Below are 25,047 nucleotides of genomic sequence, written 5' to 3'. Positions count from 1 at the left end.
GATTGCGAGAATGCGGATTTCCGCCGGGAGGAAAGATGAAGACCGTTCGACTGACAGCGGCGCAGGCTCTTGTGCGCTATATTGCCAATCAGATGACGCCAGAGGGAGATCCCTTCATCGCTGGTGTCTGGGCTATTTTCGGCCATGGCAATGTCGCAGGACTTGGCGAGGCGCTTCATGGCATCCGCGATCAGCTCGTTACATGGCGTGGCCATAATGAGCAAACCATGGCTCATGCAGCCATTGCCTATACCAAGCAGCTCGGTCGCAAACGCGCCTGCGCTGTCACCTCCTCCATTGGGCCCGGCGCAACCAATATGGTCACAGCGGCGGCACTCGCCCACGTAAACCGCCTGCCGGTCCTGTTCATTCCCGGTGATGTTTTCGCCAACCGTGGCCCTGATCCCGTGCTTCAGCAGATCGAGGACTTCAACGACGGCACGATGACCGTCAATGACTGTTTCCGCCCCGTAAGCCGCTATTTTGATCGCATCACGCGGCCCGAACAGCTTCTGACAGCCCTGCCGCGCGCTTTTCGCACCATGACCGATCCTGCGGATTGCGGACCTGTGACGTTGTCTTTCTGTCAGGACGTTCAGGCCGAAGCCTATGACTGGCCGGAAGAGTTCTTTGCGCCAAAAATCTGGCATTGGCGGCGTCCACCAGCCGATGAGCAGGAGCTTGCAACTGCTATTGCCGCGATCAAGTCTGCAAAGACCCCGGTTATCGTTGCGGGCGGTGGCGTCCATTATTCGGGTGCCCATGAAGCGCTGAAAAGCTTTGCAGAAACCCACAATATTCCGATTATCGAAACGCAGGCTGGTAAGTCGGCTTTACCGTGGGATCATGCGCTCAATTTTGGCCCGGTCGGCGTCACCGGTGCAGACAGTGCCAATGCAATTGCAGCCAATGCCGATCTGGTGATTGGTGTCGGCACGCGTTTTCAGGATTTCACGACCGGCTCATGGGCGCTGTTCAAGCATCCGAACCGCAAGTTGCTTTCCCTTAATGTTCAACCCTATGACAGTCACAAACATGGCTCTATCTCGCTCGTCGCTGATGCGAAAGTCGGCCTTAATGAGCTTTCTGCGGGATTAAAAGGTTACGAACGCCCGTCCCTCGACAGCAGCCTCAAAGCAAAATGGTTTGAAGCGGCGGATCGGTTCACAGCCGCCCCAGGTGAGGCAAACGAGCTTCCTACCGATATGCAGGTGATCGGTGCTGTGCAGCGCCAGTCGAAAGAAAATACCGTCGTCATGTGTGCGGCAGGAACAATGCCGGGCGAATTGCACCAGCTCTGGAAAGCCGGACGCCCTATGTCCTATCATATGGAATATGGCTTCTCCTGCATGGGGTATGAGATCGCTGGCGGGCTTGGTATCAAGATGGCAGAGCCTGACCGCGATGTGATCGTGATGATCGGCGACGGCTCCTATATGATGGCCAATTCAGAGCTTGCGACCTCTGTGATGATGGGCATCAAGATCACAGTCGTCCTCACCGATAATCGTGGTTATGGCTGCATCAACCGTTTGCAGATGGCAACCGGCGGTGCCGAATTCAACAATCTGCTCGACCACACAACCCATGTGAACGCGTCGAATATCGACTTCGCAGCCCATGCGCGTTCGATGGGAGCCGACAGCAAAAAGGTCGGCTCTATCCGCGAACTTGAAGATGCGCTGGCCGAAGCGCGCAACAGCCCGCGCACCACAGTTATCGTCATCGATACCGACCCTTATCCGACACCTGAAACCGGCGGCTGGTGGTGGGACGTGGCTGTGCCGGAAGTCTCGGAACGCGAGCAAGTGCGTGCCGCACGCGAAAATTATGAAGCTCAGATTAAAGAAAGAAACTGACCGATGATCCTCTATGGCACCAATCCGATTGCCTGGTCGAACGATGATGATCGCAGCCTTGGCGCGCATATAAGTCTTCATCAATGCCTCAATGAGACGTCCCAAATCGGCTTCGATGGAATCGAAAAAGGCCATAAATTTCCACAGGTTGCAGCGGAACTTAAAGCAATACTCGAACTGCGCAATCTGCGTTATGTTTCTGGCTGGCATTCGTTGAACCTACTTAGCAATTCTATCGAGGACGAGAAGGTTGCGATGCAGCCAGCGCTTGATCTTCTCAAGGCCATGGGCTGCAAGGTCATCATCGTTTGCGAAACATCGAACGCCATTCATGGCGACGATGACAAGCCGCTCTCTGAGCGCCCCATTCTGGAAGAATCCCGTTGGGCAGAGTTTGGTGCAGGCGTTGAAGCACTGGCCGAATATGCGAGCGCGCAGGGCATTGCACTCGTCTATCACCATCATATGGGTACGATTGTTCAGAGCGAAGACGAGATCGACCTCCTGATGAAACATACCGGGCCACACGCCAAGCTGTTGCTTGATACAGGCCATTGCCTGTTTGGCGGTGGCGATCCTGAGCGTGTTGCAAAGAACCATATGGGGCGCGTTCGCCACATTCATGCGAAGAACGTGCGCCCGACGATTGCTGCTGAAGTGCGCGATCAGAGCCTGTCCTTTCTGGAAGGTGTGCGCCGCGGCGTTTTCACGGTTCCGGGCGATAAGGAAGGCGGCGTTGATTTTGTACCCGTGCTTAAGGTGGCAGCACAACACGGCTATCAGGGCTGGCTGGTCATTGAAGCCGAACAGGACCCTGATGTGCGTAATCCATTTGAATATCAGACACTGGGGCTGAAATCGCTCAAAGCATTTGCGCGCGAAGCAGGACTCGATAAGGGAGACTGAGCCATGGCCAATCTGTTACGCAAACCCAATGGCAAGCATGGCAAGGTGCATGACATCACGCCGGAAAGTGCCAACTGGGGCTATGTCGGCTTTGGCCTCTATCGTCTGAAAGCAGGTGAAACCGCGACCGAGAAAACCGGCGACCGCGAAGTCATTCTGGTGCTGGTCGAAGGCAAGGCAAAGCTCAAGGCTTCTGGCGAGGATTTCGGCGAAATGGGCGAACGGATGAGCGTGTTTGAAAAGCTCGCCCCGCATTGTCTCTATGTGCCTGCTGAGAGCGACTGGGATGCCGTGGCGACAACCGATTGCGTGCTTGCTGTCTGCACCGCGCCGGGCAAACCGGGTCGCAAGGCGCAAAGACTCGGCCCCGAAGGCCTGACATTCGATACGCGCGGACAAGGTGCCAACACCCGCAACATCTTCAATATTGCTATGGAAGGGCGCGATGTCGCCGATAGCCTTCTGGTGACGGAAGTATTCACGCCGCAGGGCAACTGGTCATCTTACCCGCCTCATCGGCACGATGAAGATAACTTCCCGGATATGACCTATCTGGAAGAAACCTATTATCATCGCTTAAACCCGTCGCAAGGCTATGGTATTCAGCGGGTTTTCACCGAAGATGGTAGTCTCGATGAAACCATGGCCGTTTCTGACGGCGATGTCGTTCTGGTGCCAAAGGGACATCACCCGTGCGGCGCACCTTACGGCTATGAGATGTATTATCTCAACGTCATGGCCGGTCCGATCCGCAAATGGCGTTTCAAAAACCACCCCGACCACGACTGGATTTACAAACGCGACAATCCATCAGTATAAAAACAAGCCCCGGATTTCCGGGGCTTGTTTCTTACAGTCGGGCAATCTTTTTAAGATCATCGACCGCACCGGGCGCTGCAACAAAAACCTTATTGCCCTTGGTCAGTTGTTCGCCTTCGACCGGGAACGGATGCACATAACCGCCTGCTTCCTTAACGAGACAGAAACCGGCCATGCAGTCCCATGCGTGCATATATGGTTCATAGTAGCCCACCAGACGACCAGCCGCGACATAGGCAATCATCAGCGCGCCCGAACCATTGCGGATGAATGTGCCGCCTGCTTCCAACAGATCTTCCACAATTTTGGCAACCACCTGCGGCGTGACATGATTGTTCGCTCCGATGCCGGTCACCGAATTGCGGATATTGCGAGATAGATCAAGCGCGAGCTTTTTGCCGTTAAGTGTTGCACCCTGCCCCTTGGCGGAAGCATAAAGCTCATCAAAACAAGGTGCCTGAATAACACCGATGACGGGCTCACCATCCTTCAGTACCGCGATGGAAACACACCAGTTCGGCATTCCATTGACGAACGGGCTGGTGCCATCAATGGGATCAACCACCCATGTATAGCCCGAAGCACCAGCGTTGAGTCCATATTCCTCGCCAAGGAAGCCATCGTCGCTGAAAGCAGCCGATACCCGCTCAGCTATAAGCTGCTCAACATTGCGATCGGCGATGGAAACCACATCCTGCGGATCGCGCTTGGTTTCGATTACGAGTGTTTCGCGGCGATTGAAATAATCAAGCGCCATAGCGCCTGCCTCACGCGCAATTTCCTGCGCAAGTTTAAACCGCGTTTGAAGCTCTTTTGAAATGTCCAATGTCATGCGTGGTTTCCAGTCAGAGGGAATAAAGGCGCAAGGTTCATGCGCTCAATTGTTGATGATGGCAAGACCGCGCGGCTTGAAATGAATCGCCACGTCGGTTTGTGGTGCCAGCGCCTCTTCCACTGCCGGATCGACAATGAAAAGCTTGCCATGTTCAGTCTCGATTTCATATTCAGTATGATCGCCGAGATAGGCGGAATGCGTCACGCGCCCCGGAAAATCTCCGCCACTTTGTGCGTGCAAACTCACGGCGTTGGGACGAACCGCCAATTGGGCCGGTCCGGGCCTTGCATTTCGTGATGCCACGCGATGCTCAAGTTTTCCGATACGGATGACGGCTTCTCCATTTTCTACGCTGACAACTTCACAGGGCACGACATTTGCCTCGCCCATAAAGTCTGCGATGAAGGCAGATGCGGGCGACTCATAAAGATCGCGCGGACTGCCTTGCTGCGCTATATCGCCGTCTTTCATGACAATAATTGTATCGGACACCGCCAAAGCTTCGTCCTGATCGTGGGTAACATAAACTGCAGTGAAACCAAGCCTTTGCTGGAGTTCCCTGATCTCGGTTCTCACACGGCGGCGCAGACGCGCGTCAAGATTGGACAGCGGCTCATCAAGTAGCAATACCTGTGGCTCCAGCACCAATGCGCGGGCAACTGCGACACGCTGTTGCTGCCCACCTGAAAGCTCGGCCGGAAGGCGATGCCCCATACCGGCAAGGCCAACCAGATTCAGCCCTTCCTCGGCCCGCTCACGCGCTTCCTTCTTCTTCAATCCGGAAGATTCAAGTCCATAGGCAACGTTATCGAGCGAACTCATGTGTGGAAATAGCGCATAGGACTGAAACACCATCGATACATCGCGCTCATTGGCAGGGAGCATGGTCACATCCTTGCCACCGATCAGAATGCTGCCCGATGTCGGATGCTCCAGCCCCGCCAGAAGGCGCAGGGTCGTGGTCTTGCCGCAACCGGATGGACCGAGCAAGGTCACAAGTGTGCCGGGTTCCACCGTTAGCGACAAATCAGGCAGAGCGGTGAAATTGCCGAACTTCTTGGTAACGTTTTGAAAGGTAACGGAGCCGGGACGGATCATAGTCATACGGCTTTCTCCTGTTGAACGGTTTTAATCGGCGTGTGCGTGGCAACGCGGTTTTCGCGCCGCAATCGGCGTTCACCGACAAGGAGCTGGAAGGTGACAATCACGACCACCATCACGAGAATGAGTGCTGACGAATAGGCAATCGCCACACCGAACTCACCATTTTCGACAAGGCCGACGATGTAAGAAGTCGCCATGTTGTATTCCGCCGACACAAGGAAGATCACAGCACTGATCGATGTGATCGCACGTACGAAGGAATAGACCAGTGCCGCAGTAATTGCCGGTCGTAGAAGCGGCAAGATCACCTTGCGGATGGTGCGGAAACTGCCTGCACGCAGCGTGAGCGATGCTTCATCAAGGCTTTTGTCGAGCTGGCTCATGGCGGCGATACCACCGCGCACGCCAACCGGCATATTGCGGAACACGAAGCAGGCAATCAGGATCAGCGCTGTGCCGGTCATTTCAAGCGGTGGCAGGTTGAAAGCCATGATATAGCTAACGCCGATAACCGTGCCTGGAATGGCGAAGCTCAGCATCAGTGCAAACTCGAACACACTGCGCCCGAAGAAGCGCTGCCGCACGATTAGATATGCGGTCAGCAAGCCGACAGCGGCAGTAAGTGGTGCAGAGATGAGCGATATTTCCATCGTCGTCCAGAAAGAGTTCCAGGCAACACCCGTCCATGCAAAGCCGCTATCCGTCCATGCCACCGAGAAAGCGCGGCGGTAATGATCGAATGTCAGCGAATTATCGAGCCCCCAGGTGCGTACGAACCCGCCAATCAAAATCATGACATAGACGACGACAGTGAAGATCATCCAAGGAATAACAAGGGCATAGACGCCAATCCTCAATCCATTTGGCAGGCCGGCATGAATGCCTGAATCGCCCTTGCCGGTGACGGTGGCGAAGTTTTTTCCTGACAGCCACAGACGCTGAATGAGGAAGGCCGACAGCGTGAAGCAAAGCAATACGATGGCCAGAACAGCCGCGCGCGACGGATCATTTTGCGCGCCCACCACGGCAAAGAATATCTCGGTCGAAAGCACGCCATGGCTGCCGCCCAGCACCATTGGATTGCCGAAATCGGCCATGCTTTCGATGAAGGCAATCAGGAATGCATTGGCCAGTCCCGGTGCCATAAGCGGCAATGAAACACGGTTGAACGTGCGCCAGCGACCGGCACGCAAAGTTTGCGATGCTTCTTCCATGGAAGGCGAAACGCCTTCGACCACACCGATCAGAACCAGAAAGGTGATCGGTGTGAAGGAAAGCACCTGCGCAATCCAGATACCCGTGAGACCATAAAGCCAGCGGCCCGGTTCAACACCAAAGAAGTAGGAAATCTGTTCCGTCACCACACCTGCGCGGCCAAACAGCAATGTTAGCGCCAAACCAATCACGAATGGTGGCGTGATGATCGGCAGCACTGTGAGAATGCGCAAGCCTTTCTTGAACGGAAAGCCTGTGCGGGTTGCAACGAGTGCGAAGGAAAGCCCGAGCACAGTCGAGCCTGTTGCTGTCATCAACGCGAGCCACAACGTGCGCCATGCAACGCCGCAACGCCCCTCGCCGATCACACAGGCAAGGCTCCAGATGGAAGAATCCTGAATATTGCCAATAAAGCCATCCGGCTTGAAGGAACCGTCAAAGTCCTGAACAGAGCCTGCAAACATGCTGAAGATCGGATAAAATACAAAAACGCTGACCAGTGCGACCAGCAATGTGATGGAGGAAACGACAAAGGCATCGCCTTTCATCACTCCGCGTTCGGCAAGTCCGAAAGAAAAGATCAGCAGAAAACAAAGGCCTGTCAGGACGGCCCCTGCGCCAAAGGCTGGCTGTCCATCGGCAAGCTGACCGAAGAGGGTTTCGCTTACTGTCCAGTTCCAGCCGGTGAAACCGATCGCCAGTCCTTGCAGCGCAAGAAAGCCCGCACCCAGAAGGCTTGCCCCGATCAGAACGGATGTCCGCTTTTCCGGAGACATCACAAAGCGTGCAAAGCCGCAAATGAGCATCAGTACGGCAACAACAGCGAGCCATGGGCGGCCATAAGCGAATATTTGCAGAATACCGGGACCGTTTTCGGCCTGACTGAAAAACCCTTCAAGCCAGCTGAAACGGAAGAAGCCTTGCTCAATGCGATACCAGGGCAAGATAAAGAACGCGGCCAAAGCCAGCGCCAAAACCACATCAAGCCGTCGATTATGTTGTTTCATATCTATCCGCTTTTCTGCTCATTTTTTGCTCATGGCTGGCAAAGTGGACGCAATTATTCGTCTCCCGCCGGACTGGCGGCGGGAGGTCGATAACGAAAAAGGATTGTTAATCGCCCGATAAGGCGAAGCTTTAATTCGCCTTTGCGCCGATTTCCTTGTCCCAGCGCTCAAGGATTTCCTTGCGCTTGGTCGGTTCGCCATAGGTCTTGAAGTCGTAGTCGATCAGCTTGATATCCTCGAAGCGTGGCGATTCTTTCGGCACTTCGGCGTTCTTATTGGATGGAAGCTGGAAGGATTTTGCATCCTTCATCTTCGACTGCACTTCTGCTGTCAGCGCCCAGTCATACCATTTCTTGGCGTTTTCGAGGTTGCGGGCGCCCTTGATGATCGACATGGATCCGATTTCGTATCCCGTTCCTTCACAAGGCGCGATGGACTTGATCGGGAACCCTTCGGCAGTCATCGCAACCGCGTCGTGCATGAAGACAATACCGATACCATTTTCACCACGCGCAGCCGACTTTACCGGTGCAGATCCTGACTTGGTGTATTGCGAGATATTGGCATTGAGTTTTGTCAGATATTCAAACGCCTTTTCCTCGCCCATCAACTGTATCAGTGTCGCGAGAGCCGTATAGGCTGTGCCGGAAGAATTCGGGTTTGCCATCTGGATTTCGCCCTTATAGGACGGATCGAGCAGATCGGCCCAGCAGGTTGGTTCCTTCAGGTTCTTCTTCTTGAAAATGTCGGTGTTATAGCCCCAGCCCAAAGCGCCGGCGTAAACACCCACAGTACGAAATCCCGAACTTTCCGCCTGCTTCTTTGCCCAATCCTGTAACTGGTCGAGCAGAGGCGATTTATATTCAAGCGTCAGCCCTTCGGATGCAGCCTGCAAATGCGGATCGCCAGTGCCTGCCCACCAGATATCGGTCTTCGGATTGCGTGCTTCGGCGCGAACCTTCGCATAGGTTTCGCCAGAAGACAGACGCACCATATTGACCTTGATATCTGTTTCCTTCTCAAAATTGTTCTTCATCTGCTCGCAGATCACAACGTCTGCCGAGCAGATGAGATTGAGATTGCCAGAAGCCTGTGCAGAAACCGCAAATGATGAAACGCCAGCGGCAAACGCCGCAGCCATAAGTGCCCAACGCATCATTATTCCTCCCTATGAACAGCGCCTCCACGCTGTGGCTTTTTGCAAGCCTGTGCACAGTCTTTGCTTTTTAAACTTATGTGTCAATCTGCTTTTGTAAATTTCATTCTGAAAATTCCAAAAACGATCTAATAATTCTGTTTCTGCACAGCCTTGCAAGTTTTGCAGAACATAAAAAAGGCGACCCGAAGGTCGCCTCTTTCAAATAGTGTAAAGACTTATCAGCCGATTGCCATCAGGCTCGCATTGCCGCCTGCAGCCGTTGTGTTGATGGAGGTCGAAACCTCCTCAAGCAGCCAGCTCAGGCAATAACAATCAGCGCTCTCAGCAAGCTGCGCCGAAGTCGCGGCCTGTGTTAGCACGAGCGGACCCGGAAGAGCTGCCAGCTTCTTGTTGATGTCAGTCAGGCGTTCGCCCTCTCCTTCAACAAGCGCACCGGCAAAGGGCGCATCTGCCTGCCAGTCCTTTGTCCAGACAACACGCGCAGCGACGCTTGAAGGCAAGTCCTTCAGAAGATTGCGCAGGCCCGAAGCCTCGTCGATCACAGCCTCGTTGCCAGTGGCAAGTGCAGCCGTCAGCTGACGATAGAAGCCGATTTCGCTCTCGGGAACCAGAAGAATACGACCACGCGCATGAAGCGCGTAGAGGTTGCGCTCACCAACCGGACCCGGCAGCTCGATATTCATACCAAGGGCAGAAGCACTGCCGGTTTCACGAGCCGCCTGCGCCAGTTCGTTCATGCCGCGATTGCCAAGCCACTTTGCGAAATCGTTGAGCGCGGCATCGGTGTGAACCGAAGCCATACGCGGCGGGATAGGCGCTGTTTCAACGAGGCGACCGAGATAAAGCGGACCGCCAGCCTTCGGGCCCGTGCCGGACAGACCACGGCCACCGAAAGGCTGGACGCCCACAATCGCACCAATAACGTTGCGATTGATATAGATGTTACCAACCCGGATGCGGTCGGCAACATGAGCGATGGTTTCATCAAGACGTGTATGCAGACCAAAGGTCAGGCCATAACCGGTTGCATTGATGTCATCGATCAGACGATCCATGTCATCACGCTTATAGCGCACAACATGCAGAACCGGACCGAACACTTCACGCTTCAGATCGCGCAGACTGTCGATCTCAACGATGGTCGGCGCAACGAAAGTGCCCTTCCCGGCTTCCGGTCCAAGCGGAAGTTGTTCCACTTTACGGCCCATATCACGCATCGTCTGAACGTGCTTCTCGATGATGTCCTTGGCTTCGGCAGTAATTACGGCGCCAATATCAACTTTCAGCTTGTCGGTGCGGCCAATGGACAGTTCCTTGAGCGCGCCCTTGAGCATGGTCAGAATGCGATCCGCGACATCTTCCTGCAAGCAAAGAACGCGCAGAGCCGAACAACGCTGACCGGCGCTGTCGAAAGCCGAACCGATCACGTCGAACACGACCTGTTCGGCAAGAGCAGACGAATCCACGATCATGGCATTCTGACCACCGGTTTCAGCAATCAACGGGATGGGCTTACCATTTGGCAGCAGACGCGAGGCAAGCTGCGCCTGAATAAGACGTGCAACTTCGGTCGAGCCGGTAAACATCACACCACAGGTTTCCTGCGCTGCAACAAGCGCTGCACCAATGCGGCCATCGCCCGGCAGAAGCTGCAATGCATCGGCAGGAATGCCAGCTTCGTGCAGAATGCGAACACCCTGCGCTGCGATGAGCGGGGTTTCTTCAGCAGGCTTTGCCAGAACTGGATTGCCTGCAACAAGGGCTGCTGCAATCTGGCCGGTGAAGATCGCCAGCGGGAAGTTCCACGGGCTGATACAGACAATTGGACCAAGCGGCTTGTGCGCAACGCCCAGTGTGCGGCGGGTCTGTTCTGCATAATAGCGCAGGAAGTCGATGGCTTCGCGCACTTCTGCAATCGCGTTTGGCATGGACTTGCCAGCTTCACGCATGATGAGACCGAGAAGTTCGGCCATTTCACGCTGCATGATATCAGCAGCGCGATCAAGGCAGGCTGCACGATCAGCAGGAGAAACCTGAGACCAGCTTGCAACAGCCTTCTCAGCCGCCTTCATCGCTTGCGCAACATCGTCGGCAGCGATTTCCGTAACTGTACCCACGACATCGGAATGATCGCCGGGGTTCAGAACTGGGCGGCTTTCACCCTTAACCTTGGCACCCGCAACCTGCGGTTCCGCAGTCCAGGCGCGCGAAGCATTGGCTTTGAGCGTTTCGCTCAGTTCTGCCAGCTGTTCTTCATTGGAAAGGTCGAAACCAGCCGAGTTTTTGCGAATACCATAAAGGCCTTCCGGCAGGTTGATCTGGTCGTGGCGGGCACCAACAATAGCCATCGAGCAAACGACTTCCGCAGGATCAGCAATCAGTTCATCGACCGACACGCTCTTGTCGCCAATGCGATTGACGAAGGAAGAGTTCGCACCATTTTCGAGCAGGCGACGCACCAGATATGCAAGCAGCGTTTCATGCGTACCAACCGGCGCATAAATGCGGGCTGGACGACCCAGCTTCGATGGACCGACAACTTCGTCATAAAGCGGTTCGCCCATGCCATGCAGGCACTGGAATTCATAAGAGCCGGTTTTGAAGTCTGGACCTGCCAGATGATAGATCGTGGCAAGCGTCTGCGCATTATGCGTTGCAAACTGCGGGAAGATCACATCGCGGGCGCCAAGCAGCTTGGCTGCGCAGGCAATGTAGGAGACGTCGGTGTGAACCTTGCGGGTGTAAACCGGGAAATCTTCCAGACCATCAACCTGAGCGCGCTTGATTTCTGCATCCCAGTAAGCGCCCTTGACGAGACGAACCATGACGCGGCGATTGTTCCGGCGGGCAAGATCGATAATGAAATCAAGCACAAACGGGCAGCGCTTGCCATAGGCCTGCACCACGAAGCCGATGCCTTCCCAATCAGCCAGATCAGGATCTTCGATCAGGCTCTGCAGAAGATCGAGCGAAAGCTCAAGACGGTCTGCTTCTTCAGCATCGATGTTGAGGCCGATATTGTACTTCTTGGAAAGGGCTGCGAGCGCCTTCACCTTTGGCAGAAGTTCTCCCATGACGCGTTCGCTCTGCGCACGGACATAGCGTGGATGCAGGGCCGAAAGCTTGATCGAAATGCCGGGACCATCATAGATGCCGCGACCAGCCGAAGCGCGGCCGATTGCGTGAATCGCAGTCTCGTAATCCTTGTAATAACGTTCTGCATCGGCAGCCGTCGTGGCAGCTTCACCGAGCATGTCGTAAGAATAGCGGAATCCGCGCTCTTCCAGCGACTTCGCACGCTTCAGCGCTTCATCGATGGTTTCGCCGGTGACGAATTGCTCACCCATCATACGCATGGCCATATCCACGCCGCGACGGATGACCGGCTCACCACAACGGGCGATCAGGCGAGTAAGCGCTGCCGAAAGGCCGCTATCATTGACGGTGTTGGTGAGCTTGCCGGTGACAACAAGACCCCAGGTTGCAGCATTGACGAACAGCGAACGACCGCCGCCGACATGCGACTTCCAATCGCCATTGGAAATCTTGTCACGGATCAGCGCATCACGCGTTGCCATATCCGGAATGCGCAGTAGAGCTTCGGCAAGGCACATCAGCGCCACGCCTTCCTGGCTCGACAGCGAATATTCATGCACCAGACCTTCAACGCCCGTGCCCTTGTGCTTGGCACGCAGGGCTTCAATCAGCTTCCGAGCGGTCGCTCTGATCTGCTTGGTCGTTTCTTCAGGCAAGGTCGCCTGCTGAACCAGCGCGGTCACGCATTCAGCTTCTGGCCGACGATAGGCATCGGTGATTGCCTTGCGCAATGGGCCTTGTTCGCGGATTGGCGGCGCGAAATTCTGGAAAACCGGGGTAGCGTGGGCGGATACTTTATCAGTCATGGTGCAATGCTCGCAAAAACAGGCTTAAGCCCAGTTCAACTATGCTTATATGTGGTCGCACACTACCATCGACGCAAATTGCATTCTGCCTTCATTTGATCCATATAAAGACAATTCGATCTTATTAAAACAACTTCAAGAGGCATTTTGAATGCGAAAGATAGACTCTGTAGACGATCTGGATCAGTTCGATCGCCGCATTCTTGAAGTGCTGAGCGATGATGGTCGCATTGCCATGACCGAGTTGTCAAAAAAAGTCGGTCTTTCCAAGACGCCGTGTCAGGCACGCGTCAAACGATTGGTCGATGAAGGTTATATTATCGGCTTTCGCGCGGCGATTGACCCGGAAAAGCTGGGCCTCGATCATATCGCCTTTACGACCGTGAAATTATCGGACACGCGCGAAGCGGCCCTCACCGCCTTTAACGTTGCGGTGCGCAAGATACGCGAAGTTGAAGAGTGCCACATGATTGCAAGCTCTTTCGACTATCTGCTGAAAGTGCGAACGTCCAACATCCGGCGTTACCGCGAGGTGCTGGGCGAGAAAATCTCGAGCCTGCCGAATGTGGCAAGCACTTCGACTTTCGTGGTGATGGAGTCTGTCAAAGACAACCGCCCGGTCAGAGTCTATCCGGGCGCATTATAGATATCACAAGGGTTTATTCGCCAGATACCGTTCGAGCGTTTTAGCTGTGCCATCCTGCCAGATACGCTTGAGCGCTGCGGAAAAGGCTTCGATATAGGCGGGATTGGTGGCTAGCGCGCCGAAAATATCAGTCATCTCAAGCCAGCGTGTTGGTTCGTCCTTGGCAAGTACCGCCTGTTTCACCAGACGATCCCATGACGGATCATTGGGTTCGATCACCGCACCGCTGTCGGTTGTTCCATAGCAGTAGCGACACCAGAGAGCGGATACCAGTGCAAGGCCGGTGACCGAATGACCTTTGGCCAGACGGTCTGAAACTGTCGGCAGAATAAACTTCGGTTGACGGTTGGAGCCATCAAGGCACAGGCGGCGGATTGTATCGCCAATCTTTGGATTGGAAAAACGCTTGTCAATCAGCAGACGATAATCTTCGAGAACCGTATTTGGAACCGGTGGAACCTCGGGAATGATTTCTTCCTTGGTGAGCTTTTCCAGATATTTTCTGATCAGCGTGTTTTCCATCGCCTCATGGACGAAATGGATGTCGAGAAGTCCCCCCGGATAGGCAATCGCCGCATGTCCGCCATTGAGGATACGGATTTTCATCAGCTCATAAGCGTCGACCTGATCGGAGAAGATCACGCCTACTTTATGCAACCGTGGACGTCCAGTCGGGAATTTGTCTTCGACCACCCACTGCTTGAAACCTTCGCAGAAGACCGGCCAGCCATCTTCAACTTCAAATTCCTTCAGCGCGATATCGCGTTCGCGCCCACCCGTCGCCGGTGTGATGCGATCAACCATTGAATTCGGGAAAGCCACATTGGCCGCAATCCAGTCAGCAAATTCCGGATCGCTGAGCTTGGCGAGGCCAACGACAGCATCTTCGGTAACGTGGCCATTACCGGGAATATTATCGCAGGACATGACCGTGAACGGCTCGACTTCGGCGGCCTTGCGCAGTTTCAGCGCCTGCACGATGAGACCAAAGACCGTATTTGGCTTGTCCGTATGAACACTGTCATAGACAATATCGGGATGCGCCGGATCAAAATGCTGGCTTGCCGGATTGATGTAATAGCCGCCTTCGGTGATCGTCATCGAAACAATGCGGATATCCGGTGACGTAAGATAGGCCATCAGCGCCTTGCACCCCTCGTCGGTAGAAATCGTCACGTAATCGACCATCGAGGCGATGATGCGCGCTTCCGAATGTTCCGCTTCCTGCTCAACAACTGTGGTCAGCCAATCCTGAGCTTTCAGCGTATCGCGCATGGCATCGTCGCTGGCCCGCACGCCTGCGCCAACCAAAGCCCAATCATGATCGAGCCCAAGCCCGAACAAATCATCAAGATAAACCGCTTGATGCGCGCGATGAAAATTACCCACACCAAAATGCACAATCCCCGGTGTCAGCGCCTCCAGATCATAACCAGGCTTATGAACTTTGTTGAAGCTCTTGAGCGTTGCGCGCGACAGCTTGGTCATGACCTAAAATCCTCCTCGTTGAATCCTGACAATCCAGCCTATGACTTGATATCCCAGGGGGCAATATCCCTTTACAAGTATCGTTCATTACAAATGAAAATGGCGGGCAAAGCCCGCCATTTTCCATGCAATTTAACAGCCTTAGTTCAGGCCTAATGTGCCGCGCAACGTCGAAAGATCTTCTGCCAGCGTCGTGATCGCGCCAGCCATGACCTTGCGATCTTCGTCGGTCAGCTTATCGTATAATTCATAGCCGTCGCCCTTCTTGTACTTCGCAAGAATGTCGTTGACGGTTTTGAAGTTGGCATCCGACTTCTTAAGAAGCTCAGGATTTTCTTTTTCGATCAGCGGACGGAAGAGTTCGACGATCTTCTGCGAGCCATCTACATTGGCCTGGAAGTCCCAGATGTCGGTGTGGCTATAACGATCTTCTTCACCAGAAATCTTGGTTGCGGCCACTTCTTCCATAAGGGCTGCTGCACCACCAACAACCTTTTCAGGTGGGAAGGTCATGTCCTTGATGCGCTTCTGCAGCTCAACAACATCTGCGTAGAGCTTGTCAGCATATTTATCGAGACCTTCGGTCGAATTCTGTGCGAACAGGCCGTATTCGAGGCGATGGAAGCCGGTAAAGTCTTCCGACTTTTCTGCATCTTCATGATCGTCAGCACGGCTATCGATAGAAGCATCGAGGTCCGCAAAAAGCTCTGCAATCGGTTCGATCTTTTCATAGGAAACGCGCGAAGATGGATAAAGCTCTTTCGCTTTCTCAAGTTCGCCAGCCTTGATAGCATCGGTAAAAGCCTTCGTATCCTTTACAAGGATATCAAGATTGTCCTGAATATAGATCTTGTAGTCGGCAATAGGCTGAACCAGATCAAGTGGGGAGACTTCAGCCTCTGCAGCACCGAAGCTGAGTGAAAGGGCAACGGCGCAAGCCGACGCGAGCAATGGCAGACGATATTTCATGTTTACCTCTCCGTAATGATAAGACCTTCACCCACGCGCATTCTGCGGCCCGCCAGTGGCCCGATCCTGACATTTGCCTATCGCTGGGATAACCGCAGTGCAAATGTCAGGATCGAATGGGCCACGGCCAACTTTTAAAACGAGTGGAGCTTTTGAATTTGACGTTTGAACCAGCATTTGCAGTCAGCTTTTATCAAACGTCAAACTCGCTCCACTCGCCTGCAGGAGTGCACTTGCGTAAAAGTCATCCTGATTTTTCACGCCGGGTAGCGTGAAGAAATAACCGCCGCCGATTGGCTTGATATACTCTTCCAGAGGTTCGCCATCGAGGCGCTTCTGAACAGTAATAAAGCCCTTTTCCAGATCGGCCTGATAAGCGATGAACAGCAGCCCCATATCGAGCTGACCGGACTTCGTGACCCCATTGGAATAGTTGAACGGACGGCGCAAAATCAAATGCTGTTCGGCATTGGCATCGCGTGGATTGGCCAGCCGAATATGAGAATCCATTCGCGTAACCTTGCCTTCTGGATCTTTTGAATAGTCAGGCACATCAGCTTCAGTTTTGCCATCAAATGGCGCACCGCTATCTTTGTGACGCCCGAAAATGGTCTGCTGCTCCTGCAACGGCGTGCGATCCCAGCGCTCAACAAAATTGCGGATGAGACGAACGGCCATATAATTGCCGTGAGAAGCCCATTCTGGCTCATCTTTGCCGGGCTGAATCCAGATGACGCGGTCCATCAAGGCTTTGTCAGCAGCATCAGGATTAGCTGAACCATCGCGGAACCCGAGGAAATTGCGCGCACTTTCCTTGGCTTTTGGCGAATGCGGCGGCTGTACCGGCACTGAACCTTCCTGCTTCCAGCGCACCATCAGAAGATCCGGCATGTTCTTCATGATATCGCGCAGCGCATGGATATTGGTATCTGCTGTATTCGAGCAGAACTGGATTACCAGATCTCCGTGACACAGATCCTTTTGCAGTGCATCGTTGGGGAAACCCGTCATACGTTGCAACTGCTTTGGCTTGAACGGCTTCAGTCCAAAGCGATCATCAAATAGCGAGTTACCCAATCCTACTGTAATCGTCAGATTGTCAGGCGCAACAGTCGGCCCTAAAATCCCTGAGTCCGACGGTGGAAACTTCGGATCAAGTTCTGGTGGCTCACCACCCTTCATGAGAAAGGCTGCACGTTCCGTCAGAAGTCTGAACATGCGTTCCAGACCCGCACGGTCGCGCGCCAGTACGTCGAACGAAGCTACCAAGCCTGCAGCTGGACGCGGTGTTACAATACCCGGCTGATGCACACCATAAAATGGCTGGCTCTCTTGCAGCTTGTCGCTTTCCGGTGCGTTGGTCACACTTTCAGAAGAGAGTGCACCCGCATTTGAAAGCGCATTCGCCGCCTGAGGTGCAAACACGCTTGCGACCCCTGTTGCGCCCGCACCCAGCAAAAGAGCGCGGCGTGCCGAAGACGCTGGCTGATCTTTATCAGTACGATCATTTCTGAAAAATTTTATGGTCATTAATCCATTCCAAGTTGATCGCGGAGTTTTGAAAACTGGTCGGCAAGAGCAGCCGCGCCGTCCTTGATTTGTGCCTTCTCATCAGCAGAAAGTGTATCGTATGCCTTGCCATTCTGGGCGCCAAGCAGCGCCTTCACGGCTGACACCTGAGCATCAACCCCTTCAAAAGCCTTGGGATCAACCTTGATAACGATCGGACGCAACACATCCGCCGTCTTTGCCGAACCTTCAACAAGGCCTGCAAATACCTGCAAATCTGTATGTGCGTAGCGATCATCGCCTGTATCAGCAGCGGTTGACGCAAATCGATTGAGCGCCGACGATGTACCTGCCAGCATCCGGTCAGGCGAAATACGCAAGGCACGGATACGATCTTTCAGGCCAGCCGCGTCCTGTACCAGTTTGCCTGCAACGGGCTGCAGACCATCCAGTGACTTCTGTTCGAACAGCCCATATTCAATGCGGTGAAGGCCGCCAAATGCAGGGTCTTGTTCACGCTTTTCAAAAACATCGGCGCGCGCATTGATTGCCGTATCGAGATCGGAGAAGGCTTCCGAAACCGGTGCGATACGTGCATAAGCTTCACGCGCTGGCGCGTAAGCGGCCTGTGCGGCTTCGATATTGCCGCTTGAAACGGCATCCGAAAGCGTTGCAACAGCCTTCTGGAACTCAGCCACTTCAGTTGCGAGATAGATTTGATACTCAGCCAGTGCACCGAGGAAGGCGGTCAGAGGCAGTTTGCCTTTTGCGGCTTCACTGCTCGCCGATGGAGTTACGATCAGCTTGCCGCGCGGATTGGAAAGAAGGCCACAAGTGATCTGATATTCACCCGGCAAAAGCTTTGCGGTAATTGTCTGCTTGAAGCCCGGCGCAATATTCTCCCGCTCTTCAAGAACCATCACGCCGTCGAGAATTTCCCATTCAACGGAACGGTCAGACTTGTTGACTATTTCAAAGACGGTACGTCCAGCCGGAACTGTTAATTCATTCGGATCACAGCTCTTGGCATTGATCACGATCTGCATCTTGCCATCGCCATCTGCATGACGTGATTTATCTGAAACGCGCGAGGCGTAATAGAACGCGGCACCCGCCGCCAGAACCAGCAGGATGGTCAGAACCAAAACTGCGCGGACAAGATTGCGGGAAAATGGTGCGGTTGGTTTTGGGCTTTGCGGCTTGGCCATGAAAAATCTCTTTGATTAAACGGTGTGCTTTACCTGAGCGCTCTGAGCAGGCGCAGATGGCGGCATCAGGAAAAGAATGAGTGCAGGCACCAGAAAACCCAGATAGGCGACAACTTCGCTAATCGTTGGCGTGGCGATATAGCCGAAGATACCAGCTAGAACCGAGCCAAGCGTGCTATCGAGCGGCAGAATTTCACTGGTATCGAAGACGACCGTCTGGAAATGGTTCCAGATACCGGCTTCATGCAATGCCATGACAGAATTCGCGAGAATGCCCGCAGCGATGATCAGAATGAAAACACCTGTCCAACGGAAGAAACGACGCAAATTGAGTTTCAAACCGCCACGATAGATACCGTAGCCGACGGCCGCCGCCAGAACCACACCAAGCAAAGCACCGAGCGGAGCTGCAGCACCCTCGCTCTGCTGAAAAGCGGCGAGCAGGAAGAAGACCGACTCAAGCCCTTCACGCGACACGGCAAAGAACACCATCAGGATAAGTCCCAAGCCTTTGTGCGTGGGCGTTTCAAAAGCCGAATCGATTGAATGATGAAGCTCGGCCTTGATGGAACGCGCGGCCTTACGCATCCAGAAAACCATGGAAGTCAACACGAAGACAGCAATGAGACCGATGATCGCCTCAAACAGTTCCTGCGCTTTTTGAGGAAATTCGGCGCTCAACAATTGCAGGATAGCGCCGACTGCGAGCGACATGGCCAACGCCAGCAGAATGCCGATCCAAATAACGGGCATCCAGGCACTGCGTCCAGTCTGATGAAGATAGCTCGCAATGATACCAACAATCAGCGCAGCTTCCACGCCTTCGCGAAACATTATAAGAAATGGTACGAGCATTCAATTTCATCCAAAAGACGGAGATCATCAATCCGCCCCTTGATTGACTCTCTTCATAATCGGCGCAAGCCTTCCTAATTTAGTCATCTTTCTATAGCCACACGGCTGCCGCTGCAAGCAAAATGAAGTTGACAACGATAGGAATGTTTTAGAATTATTCTAATTATTTCATGCGCTTAGAAAACTCTTTATGTGACGATAATCAATTACTGCCACGTTTAAAATCAATGAAATACATCTTCAAGAAGTTCACAAAAACAAGCGGTTGGCGACCGTTCTCATAAACCACAACGATAAAAGGACATCACCAATATGCTATCGCAGGCCGTATATTCTCATCCGGTATACTTTTCCGGAAGTCCGGGTTTACCAGCTTCAGAAGGATTGAGCCTTACATAATCTGCCTTCAAATCTTCGGATGTTTTACGGCTTCCATCATGACTCCAGCCGGGCGGCGCGATCATATATAGAAGGCGCTGACGCAAGGACAGACCCGGCGAGAAAACATCTTTCAACATGCCGAACCATTCATGGAAGGCCACGCGCACGGGATTAAATGTGCCAACGTTCTTCACAATACCATAGCGCGGCATGTCTTCCGGTAATTCTTCGACAAACGTGCCGAACATCCGATCCCATATGATGAGGGTGCCCGCATAATTGGCATCAAGGTAGCGCGGATTCGTGGCATGATGTACACGATGATGCGATGGCGTATTGAAAATATATTCAATCGGTCGCGGTAGTTTATTGATAGCTTCGGTATGAATCCAGAACTGATAAATCAGATTGAAGCCATAAACGAAGGCAATCACCGCCGGATGAAACCCAAGCAAAACCAATGGGATTTGCAACACGAACATGCCCGTCATCTGTCCGGTCCACGACTGACGCAAAGCTGTGGTGAGATTATAGTGCTGGCTGGAGTGATGATTGACATGCTCCGCCCAAACCCAGCGAACGCGATGCGCAATCCGGTGATACCAGTAGTAACGCAGGTCATCGAAGATGAAGGCAGTCACAAAAACCCACCAATGCAGCCCCAGATCGAAAAACCTGAACTGCCATACCCACAATAGCGCGACGACAGAAACGAAACCGAGCAGCAGACCGGCCGCGACATTCCCCGCGCCCATCAGCAGGCTCGTCAGAGCGTCACGTGTTTCAAATTCGCCTTTGCGTTGCCAGTAGCGGATTGCAACCAGTTCAATCAAAATTCCCAGCACATAAAGCGGAATTGCAACGCGCGTCACATCGAAGAATACCGGATTGCTATCCATGTTGGCTCCTCTCCCCATTTGAGCCTGAAAGCCAGTTTATCACTCTCTTCCGATCTGCAGCATTGCTGAAAACAAGTCTCGCCTTGGGCCAGGTAAAATCCTGCATGCGCAACATGAGTTCGGTATCGCCCTTCTCCTCAAGAGCAAGAATATCTGACGAAGCCACGCAACGCGTGAGAAACCGATCCCCAATGCTATGAACTATCCCCGTTTCGGCCTCACTCAACGGGAAAAATGCCGTACGACGATCATTCGTATAACAAATCTCACCAATCTCGATTTCCGGGTAGTCGACAAAAAAGCGCTCTTTGACCGTTTCGTCGTCAGAAAGAATGCTGCGCTTTATTCCCCCACCCAGAAAATGAATTGCCAGAACGCCGAAACCTATCCCGGCGATAACCATAAGCAGAAGCAGCCGCAAATCCATGAACTCTCCCATTCGCAGCGATGCCAGTATTTTCCCGCCAGCATCCTAGCCATCAGCCAGCGCGAATACATCCCAAAAATTTGGGATCCGATTTTCGAGTCGCAACCGTCTCGGCATTGCAACAAGAGATTGTTTCGATTTGGAGCACTCTGAAAGCTCGGACGGACACAAACATTGACCAATAAGCTTCCTGAAACAGTCAAAATTCCGAAAAGTTTCAGAATTTTCCGAAATGGTCAAAAATTTCGTATTTCAGGGGTTGAAGAATGGTTGCAACCGGTCCATATGACAAGTGCTTACCGCTTGCGCCTCCTCCCATTGCGCGCGGTAAGTGTTCCCCTCTGGAGGTTTGCCTTTATGGCACCTTCATAACTTAGCCGGACTTTTTAGTCCGGCTCTTTTTTTGCCTGAATTTCAATAAGTTAGAACGAAAGCAAAAAGCGCCGCGTTACCGCAGCGCCTTCAAAAACAATGCATATTTCTCGTTGGAAATGACTGTCAGAGAACACGGTTCTCAACATCATTCCAGCCGTAAAAAGGCATTCCCAATTCTTTCGCCGACAAACAAATCGGCATTTGGACGTGGTAATTTTATTTCTGTCGGAGCGATAGAGTACCGCTCCGACCTGTCGCTTTACAAAGCGTTAAAATACGACCGATGAGCTGTATCAGCCGTAAGATGCAACCGGCGGGCAAGAACAGATAAGGTTTCTGTCACCACCTACATTGTCGACGCGGCTGACCGGCGGCCAATATTTCGCCGTCATGTCAAAATCACCGCTCAACGCGATTCCAGGAAACACTGCTTCCTCACGCGTGTAAGGATGTGTCCATTCTGTTGCCAGCGTATCGCCTGCCGTGTGCGGCGCATTGGCAAGTGGATTGTCATCCGCAGGCCAGACGCCATCGGCAACCCTCGATGCTTCGCCTGCAATGGCAATCATCGCATCGCAAAGACGGTCGATTTCCGACTTAGGCTCAGACTCGGTTGGCTCAATCATCAGCGTTCCGGCAACCGGCCATGACATGGTCGGCGCATGGAAGCCATAGTCGATGAGGCGCTTGGCCACATCTTCTACGGTGATGCCTGCGCTATCCTTGAGAACACGCGTATCCACGATGCACTCATGCGCCACACGATCATGTGCGCCGGTGTAAAGGATCGAATAAGCGTCCTTCAGACGATGCGCGATATAGTTGGCGTTGAGGATTGCAGCCTCGGTTGCCTTCTTGAGACCCGCGCCGCCCATCATGCGGATATACATCCACGTAATGACCAGAATGGATGCACTGCCGAACGGTGCTGCCGAAACAGCGTGCTTGGAACCGAGATCAACATGACCCGGCAGATATGGCACCAGATGCTTGGCCACACCAATCGGACCAACACCCGGACCGCCGCCGCCATGTGGAATGCAGAAGGTCTTGTGCAGGTTCATGTGGCAAACGTCAGCACCAATATCGCAAGGACGAGCAAGACCAACGAGCGCATTGAGGTTCGCGCCATCGAAATAGACCTGACCGCCATTATCATGGACGATCTCGCAGAAAGCCTTGATGCCTTCCTCAAAAACGCCATAGGTCGACGGATAGGTGATCATGAACGCCGCAAGATTATCGCGATGCTTCTCAGCCTTGGCTTTCAGATCATCGATGTCGATATCGCCATCGGGACGGCAATTGACCACGACAACGCTCATGCCTGCCATCGATGCGCTGGCAGGATTGGTGCCATGTGCAGAGGATGGAATAAGGCAGATGTTGCGATGACCTTCGCCGCGTGACTGGTGATAGTGACGGATTGCGAGAAGACCCGCATATTCGCCCTGACTACCAGCATTTGGCTGCAACGATACACCTGCAAAGCCGGTGACTTCGCAAAGCCATGCTTCGACGTCCGAGGTCATCTTGGCATAGCCAGTCGTCTGTGCGGCAGGCGCAAACGGATGCAGATTGGCAACCGTGTTCCAGCTCACCGGCATCATTTCTGCTGCCGCATTGAGCTTCATCGTGCAGGAGCCAAGCGGGATCATCGCACGATCAAGCGCCAAGTCCTTGTCCGCCAGACGACGCAGGAAGCGCATCATCTCGGTTTCCGAACGGTGAGAATGGAACACGTCCTGTGTCAGGAAGCCTTCACCACGTCCTTTGCCCGGAACCAGCAGATCGTCGTTTCCGACTGGCTTTGCACCAAACAGAACGGCAAGTGCTGCAAGATCGTCTTCCGTCGAGGTTTCGTCAAAGGTAACGCCAACTGTATCCGCATCAATGATGCGGAGCAGACGACCGCCCTTATCGGCTTCATCTGCAATGGCCTGCGCCTTGCCGGAAACCTTGATGCTCACTGTGTCGAACAGGCTATCGCCCGCGATTTCGACGCCAGCAGCCTTGAGGCCCGTTGCGAAGCGAGATGCAAGACCGGCAACACGCGTTGCAATAGCTTGAAGGCCTGCCGGGCCATGCCAGATGGCAAAGGATGCAGCCATATTGGCAAGCAGTGCCTGCGCGGTGCAGATATTGGATGTCGCCTTGTCGCGGCGGATATGCTGCTCACGCGTCTGAAGAGCCAGACGGTAGGCGGCACGGCCATGTGCATCGACCGACTGGCCAACGATACGGCCCGGAATGATGCGCGTCAGAGGCTCGGATACTGCGAGATATGCAGCATGTGGACCACCAAAGCCCATTGGAACGCCATAGCGTTGCATGGAGCCGACAGCCATATCAGCGCCCCACTTGGCAGGTGCTTCCAGAATGGTCAGCGCCAGCGGATCAGCAACAGCGATCACCAGAGCGCCCTTGGCCTTTGCATCGGCGATGACAGCGGTGAAGTCACCATAAACGCCGCGCGTATCCGGCCATGGCACGATGACGGCAGCGGTGTTGTCGTCAACAGCACTTCCCGCTTCAACCTGCCAGCCAAGCGGCTCTGCGCGAGTGTTGATCACATCCACGCTCTGCGGATGCAGATCGCCTGCAAGCAGAATGCGCGAGCGCTTATCGCGGTGATGACGAACAGCAACGCCCACAGCTTCAGCAACGGCAGTTGCTTCATCCAGCAGCGATGCACAGGCAACCGGCAGACCGGAAAGCTCGGCAACGAGCGTTTGGAAGTGGAACAGAAGCTCCAGACGGCCCTGGCTGATTTCCGACTGGTAAGGCGTGTAAGCCGTGTACCAGGCTGGATTTTCAAACAGGTTGCGCTGAATGACGGGTGGCGTTTCCACACCATGATAGCCCGCGCCGATGAAGCTCTTCTTCACCACATTGCGGGCCATGATTTCATTGAGCTCCGCAAGCGCTGCATGTTCGCTCAAAGCGGCTGGCAAATCGAGCGCGCGATTCAAACGAATGGATGCTGGAACCGCCTGGGTGATAAGAGTTTCCATGGAAGGAAGGCCGAGCGCTGCAAGCATTGCGCGCTCGTCTTCCAGTCTTGGCCCGATATGACGGGCAACAAAGGGAAGAACCTGTTGCGTCATTTCTTTATCCTACGAGTTTGTCGTAACCAGCCTTGTCGAGCAGGCCGGTGAGCTGGCCTTCATCGGAAAGCTTGAGCTTGAACAGCCAGCCTTCGCCTTCTGCAGCCTGATTGATGAGAGCCGGATCGCTCGAAACGGCGTCATTAACTTCAACCACTTCGCCATCGACCGGAGCATAAACGTCGGACGCGGCCTTGACCGATTCAACAACGACAATGCCTTCGCCCTTGGAAACGGTGCGACCGACTTCCGGCAGATCTACGAATACGAGGTCGCCCAGCTGTTCCTGTGCGTGGATCGTGATGCCGACAGTGGCAACGCCACCTTCGACGCTGATCCACTCATGATCTTCGGTGAACAGGATATTGGCCATGGAA

General features: G+C 53.8%; 18 protein-coding genes. 4 read left to right on the top strand and 14 right to left on the bottom strand.

Translation table 11 applies throughout. From position 1 onward, the window contains the following. Positions 1–35 precede the first annotated feature (35 nt). The 3 genes from iolD to iolB are packed head-to-tail and all read left to right on the top strand — an operon-like array spanning position 36 to position 3,584. The gene (gene iolD / locus CEV33_RS03695) at positions 36–1,859 is read left to right on the top strand and encodes a 3D-(3,5/4)-trihydroxycyclohexane-1,2-dione acylhydrolase (decyclizing) (RefSeq protein ID WP_094539106.1); all 1,824 of its coding nucleotides are present in this window, start codon (positions 36–38) and stop codon (positions 1,857–1,859) included. Between the two features lie 3 nt (positions 1,860–1,862). Further along, complete coding sequence (iolE, locus tag CEV33_RS03690) at positions 1,863–2,765, top strand: myo-inosose-2 dehydratase (RefSeq protein ID WP_094539105.1); 903 nt, start codon at positions 1,863–1,865, stop codon at positions 2,763–2,765. A gap of 3 nt (positions 2,766–2,768) precedes the next feature. Further along, entirely contained in the window at positions 2,769–3,584 is an 816-nt protein-coding gene (iolB, locus tag CEV33_RS03685) for a 5-deoxy-glucuronate isomerase (RefSeq protein WP_094539104.1), read from the top strand. Positions 3,585–3,615: 31 nt separating this feature from the next. On the opposite strand, the gene CEV33_RS03680 is transcribed toward iolB, so the two are convergent. The 5 genes from CEV33_RS03680 to putA form a co-directional block, all read right to left on the bottom strand. Beyond that, a complete protein-coding gene (locus CEV33_RS03680) occupies positions 3,616–4,416 on the bottom strand; it encodes an inositol monophosphatase family protein (RefSeq protein ID WP_094539103.1) in 801 nt (266 codons plus the stop codon). Between the two features lie 45 nt (positions 4,417–4,461). Further along, a complete protein-coding gene (locus CEV33_RS03675; protein ID WP_094539102.1) occupies positions 4,462–5,523 on the bottom strand; it encodes an ABC transporter ATP-binding protein in 1,062 nt (353 codons plus the stop codon). Then, entirely contained in the window at positions 5,520–7,745 is a 2,226-nt protein-coding gene (locus CEV33_RS03670; protein ID WP_094539101.1) for an ABC transporter permease, read from the bottom strand. The genes CEV33_RS03675 and CEV33_RS03670 overlap by 4 nt, the downstream gene beginning before the upstream one ends. A gap of 130 nt (positions 7,746–7,875) precedes the next feature. Beyond that, positions 7,876–8,901: an ABC transporter substrate-binding protein gene (locus CEV33_RS03665; RefSeq protein WP_094539240.1), complete on the bottom strand. Its 1,026-nt coding sequence runs from the start codon at positions 8,899–8,901 to the stop codon at positions 7,876–7,878. 221 nt (positions 8,902–9,122) lie between these two features. Further along, entirely contained in the window at positions 9,123–12,806 is a 3,684-nt protein-coding gene (putA, locus tag CEV33_RS03660) for a trifunctional transcriptional regulator/proline dehydrogenase/L-glutamate gamma-semialdehyde dehydrogenase (RefSeq protein WP_094539100.1), read from the bottom strand. Between the two features lie 151 nt (positions 12,807–12,957). Here putA and CEV33_RS03655 point away from each other — a divergent pair, with 151 nt between their 5' ends. Then, complete coding sequence (locus tag CEV33_RS03655; RefSeq protein WP_094539099.1) at positions 12,958–13,452, top strand: Lrp/AsnC family transcriptional regulator; 495 nt, start codon at positions 12,958–12,960, stop codon at positions 13,450–13,452. 3 nt (positions 13,453–13,455) lie between these two features. Here the strand turns inward: CEV33_RS03655 and CEV33_RS03650 are convergent, their stop codons facing one another. The 9 genes from CEV33_RS03650 to gcvH form a co-directional block, all read right to left on the bottom strand. Beyond that, on the bottom strand, positions 13,456–14,940 hold the full coding sequence (locus CEV33_RS03650) for a mannitol dehydrogenase family protein (RefSeq protein WP_094539098.1): 1,485 nt from the start codon (positions 14,938–14,940) through the stop codon (positions 13,456–13,458). Between the two features lie 141 nt (positions 14,941–15,081). After that, positions 15,082–15,909: an iron uptake system protein EfeO gene (efeO, locus tag CEV33_RS03645; protein WP_094539097.1), complete on the bottom strand. Its 828-nt coding sequence runs from the start codon at positions 15,907–15,909 to the stop codon at positions 15,082–15,084. Positions 15,910–16,092: 183 nt separating this feature from the next. Next, entirely contained in the window at positions 16,093–17,439 is a 1,347-nt protein-coding gene (gene efeB / locus CEV33_RS03640) for an iron uptake transporter deferrochelatase/peroxidase subunit (protein WP_094539096.1), read from the bottom strand. Continuing rightward, positions 17,439–18,626, bottom strand: a complete 1,188-nt coding sequence (efeO, locus tag CEV33_RS03635) for an iron uptake system protein EfeO (RefSeq protein WP_094539095.1) — start codon at positions 18,624–18,626, stop codon at positions 17,439–17,441. Before efeO (CEV33_RS03635) ends, efeB begins: the two co-directional genes overlap by 1 nt. Positions 18,627–18,641: 15 nt before the next feature. After that, positions 18,642–19,481, bottom strand: coding sequence for an iron uptake transporter permease EfeU (gene efeU / locus CEV33_RS03630; RefSeq protein WP_094539094.1), 840 nt, complete (start codon positions 19,479–19,481; stop codon positions 18,642–18,644). A 335-nt stretch (positions 19,482–19,816) separates the two neighbouring features. Next, a complete protein-coding gene (locus CEV33_RS03625; protein WP_094539093.1) occupies positions 19,817–20,761 on the bottom strand; it encodes a sterol desaturase family protein in 945 nt (314 codons plus the stop codon). Beyond that, positions 20,754–21,188, bottom strand: coding sequence for a hypothetical protein (locus tag CEV33_RS03620; protein WP_094539239.1), 435 nt, complete (start codon positions 21,186–21,188; stop codon positions 20,754–20,756). Before CEV33_RS03620 ends, CEV33_RS03625 begins: the two co-directional genes overlap by 8 nt. A 668-nt stretch (positions 21,189–21,856) precedes the next feature. Beyond that, positions 21,857–24,670 carry an aminomethyl-transferring glycine dehydrogenase gene (gcvP, locus tag CEV33_RS03615; protein ID WP_094539092.1) on the bottom strand — a complete coding sequence of 938 codons (2,814 nt, stop codon included), beginning with the start codon at positions 24,668–24,670 and terminating at the stop codon, positions 21,857–21,859. Between the two features lie 4 nt (positions 24,671–24,674). Then, positions 24,675–25,043 carry a glycine cleavage system protein GcvH gene (gene gcvH / locus CEV33_RS03610; protein ID WP_024896352.1) on the bottom strand — a complete coding sequence of 123 codons (369 nt, stop codon included), beginning with the start codon at positions 25,041–25,043 and terminating at the stop codon, positions 24,675–24,677. Positions 25,044–25,047: the final 4 nt, after the last annotated feature.

This window comes from Brucella grignonensis, from assembly GCF_002252505.1.
GTDB classification, from domain to species: Bacteria; Pseudomonadota; Alphaproteobacteria; order Rhizobiales; family Rhizobiaceae; genus Brucella; species Brucella grignonensis.
The sequence above is the reverse complement of the archived record's forward strand: the minus strand, read 5'-3'. Positions and strand labels throughout refer to the sequence as shown.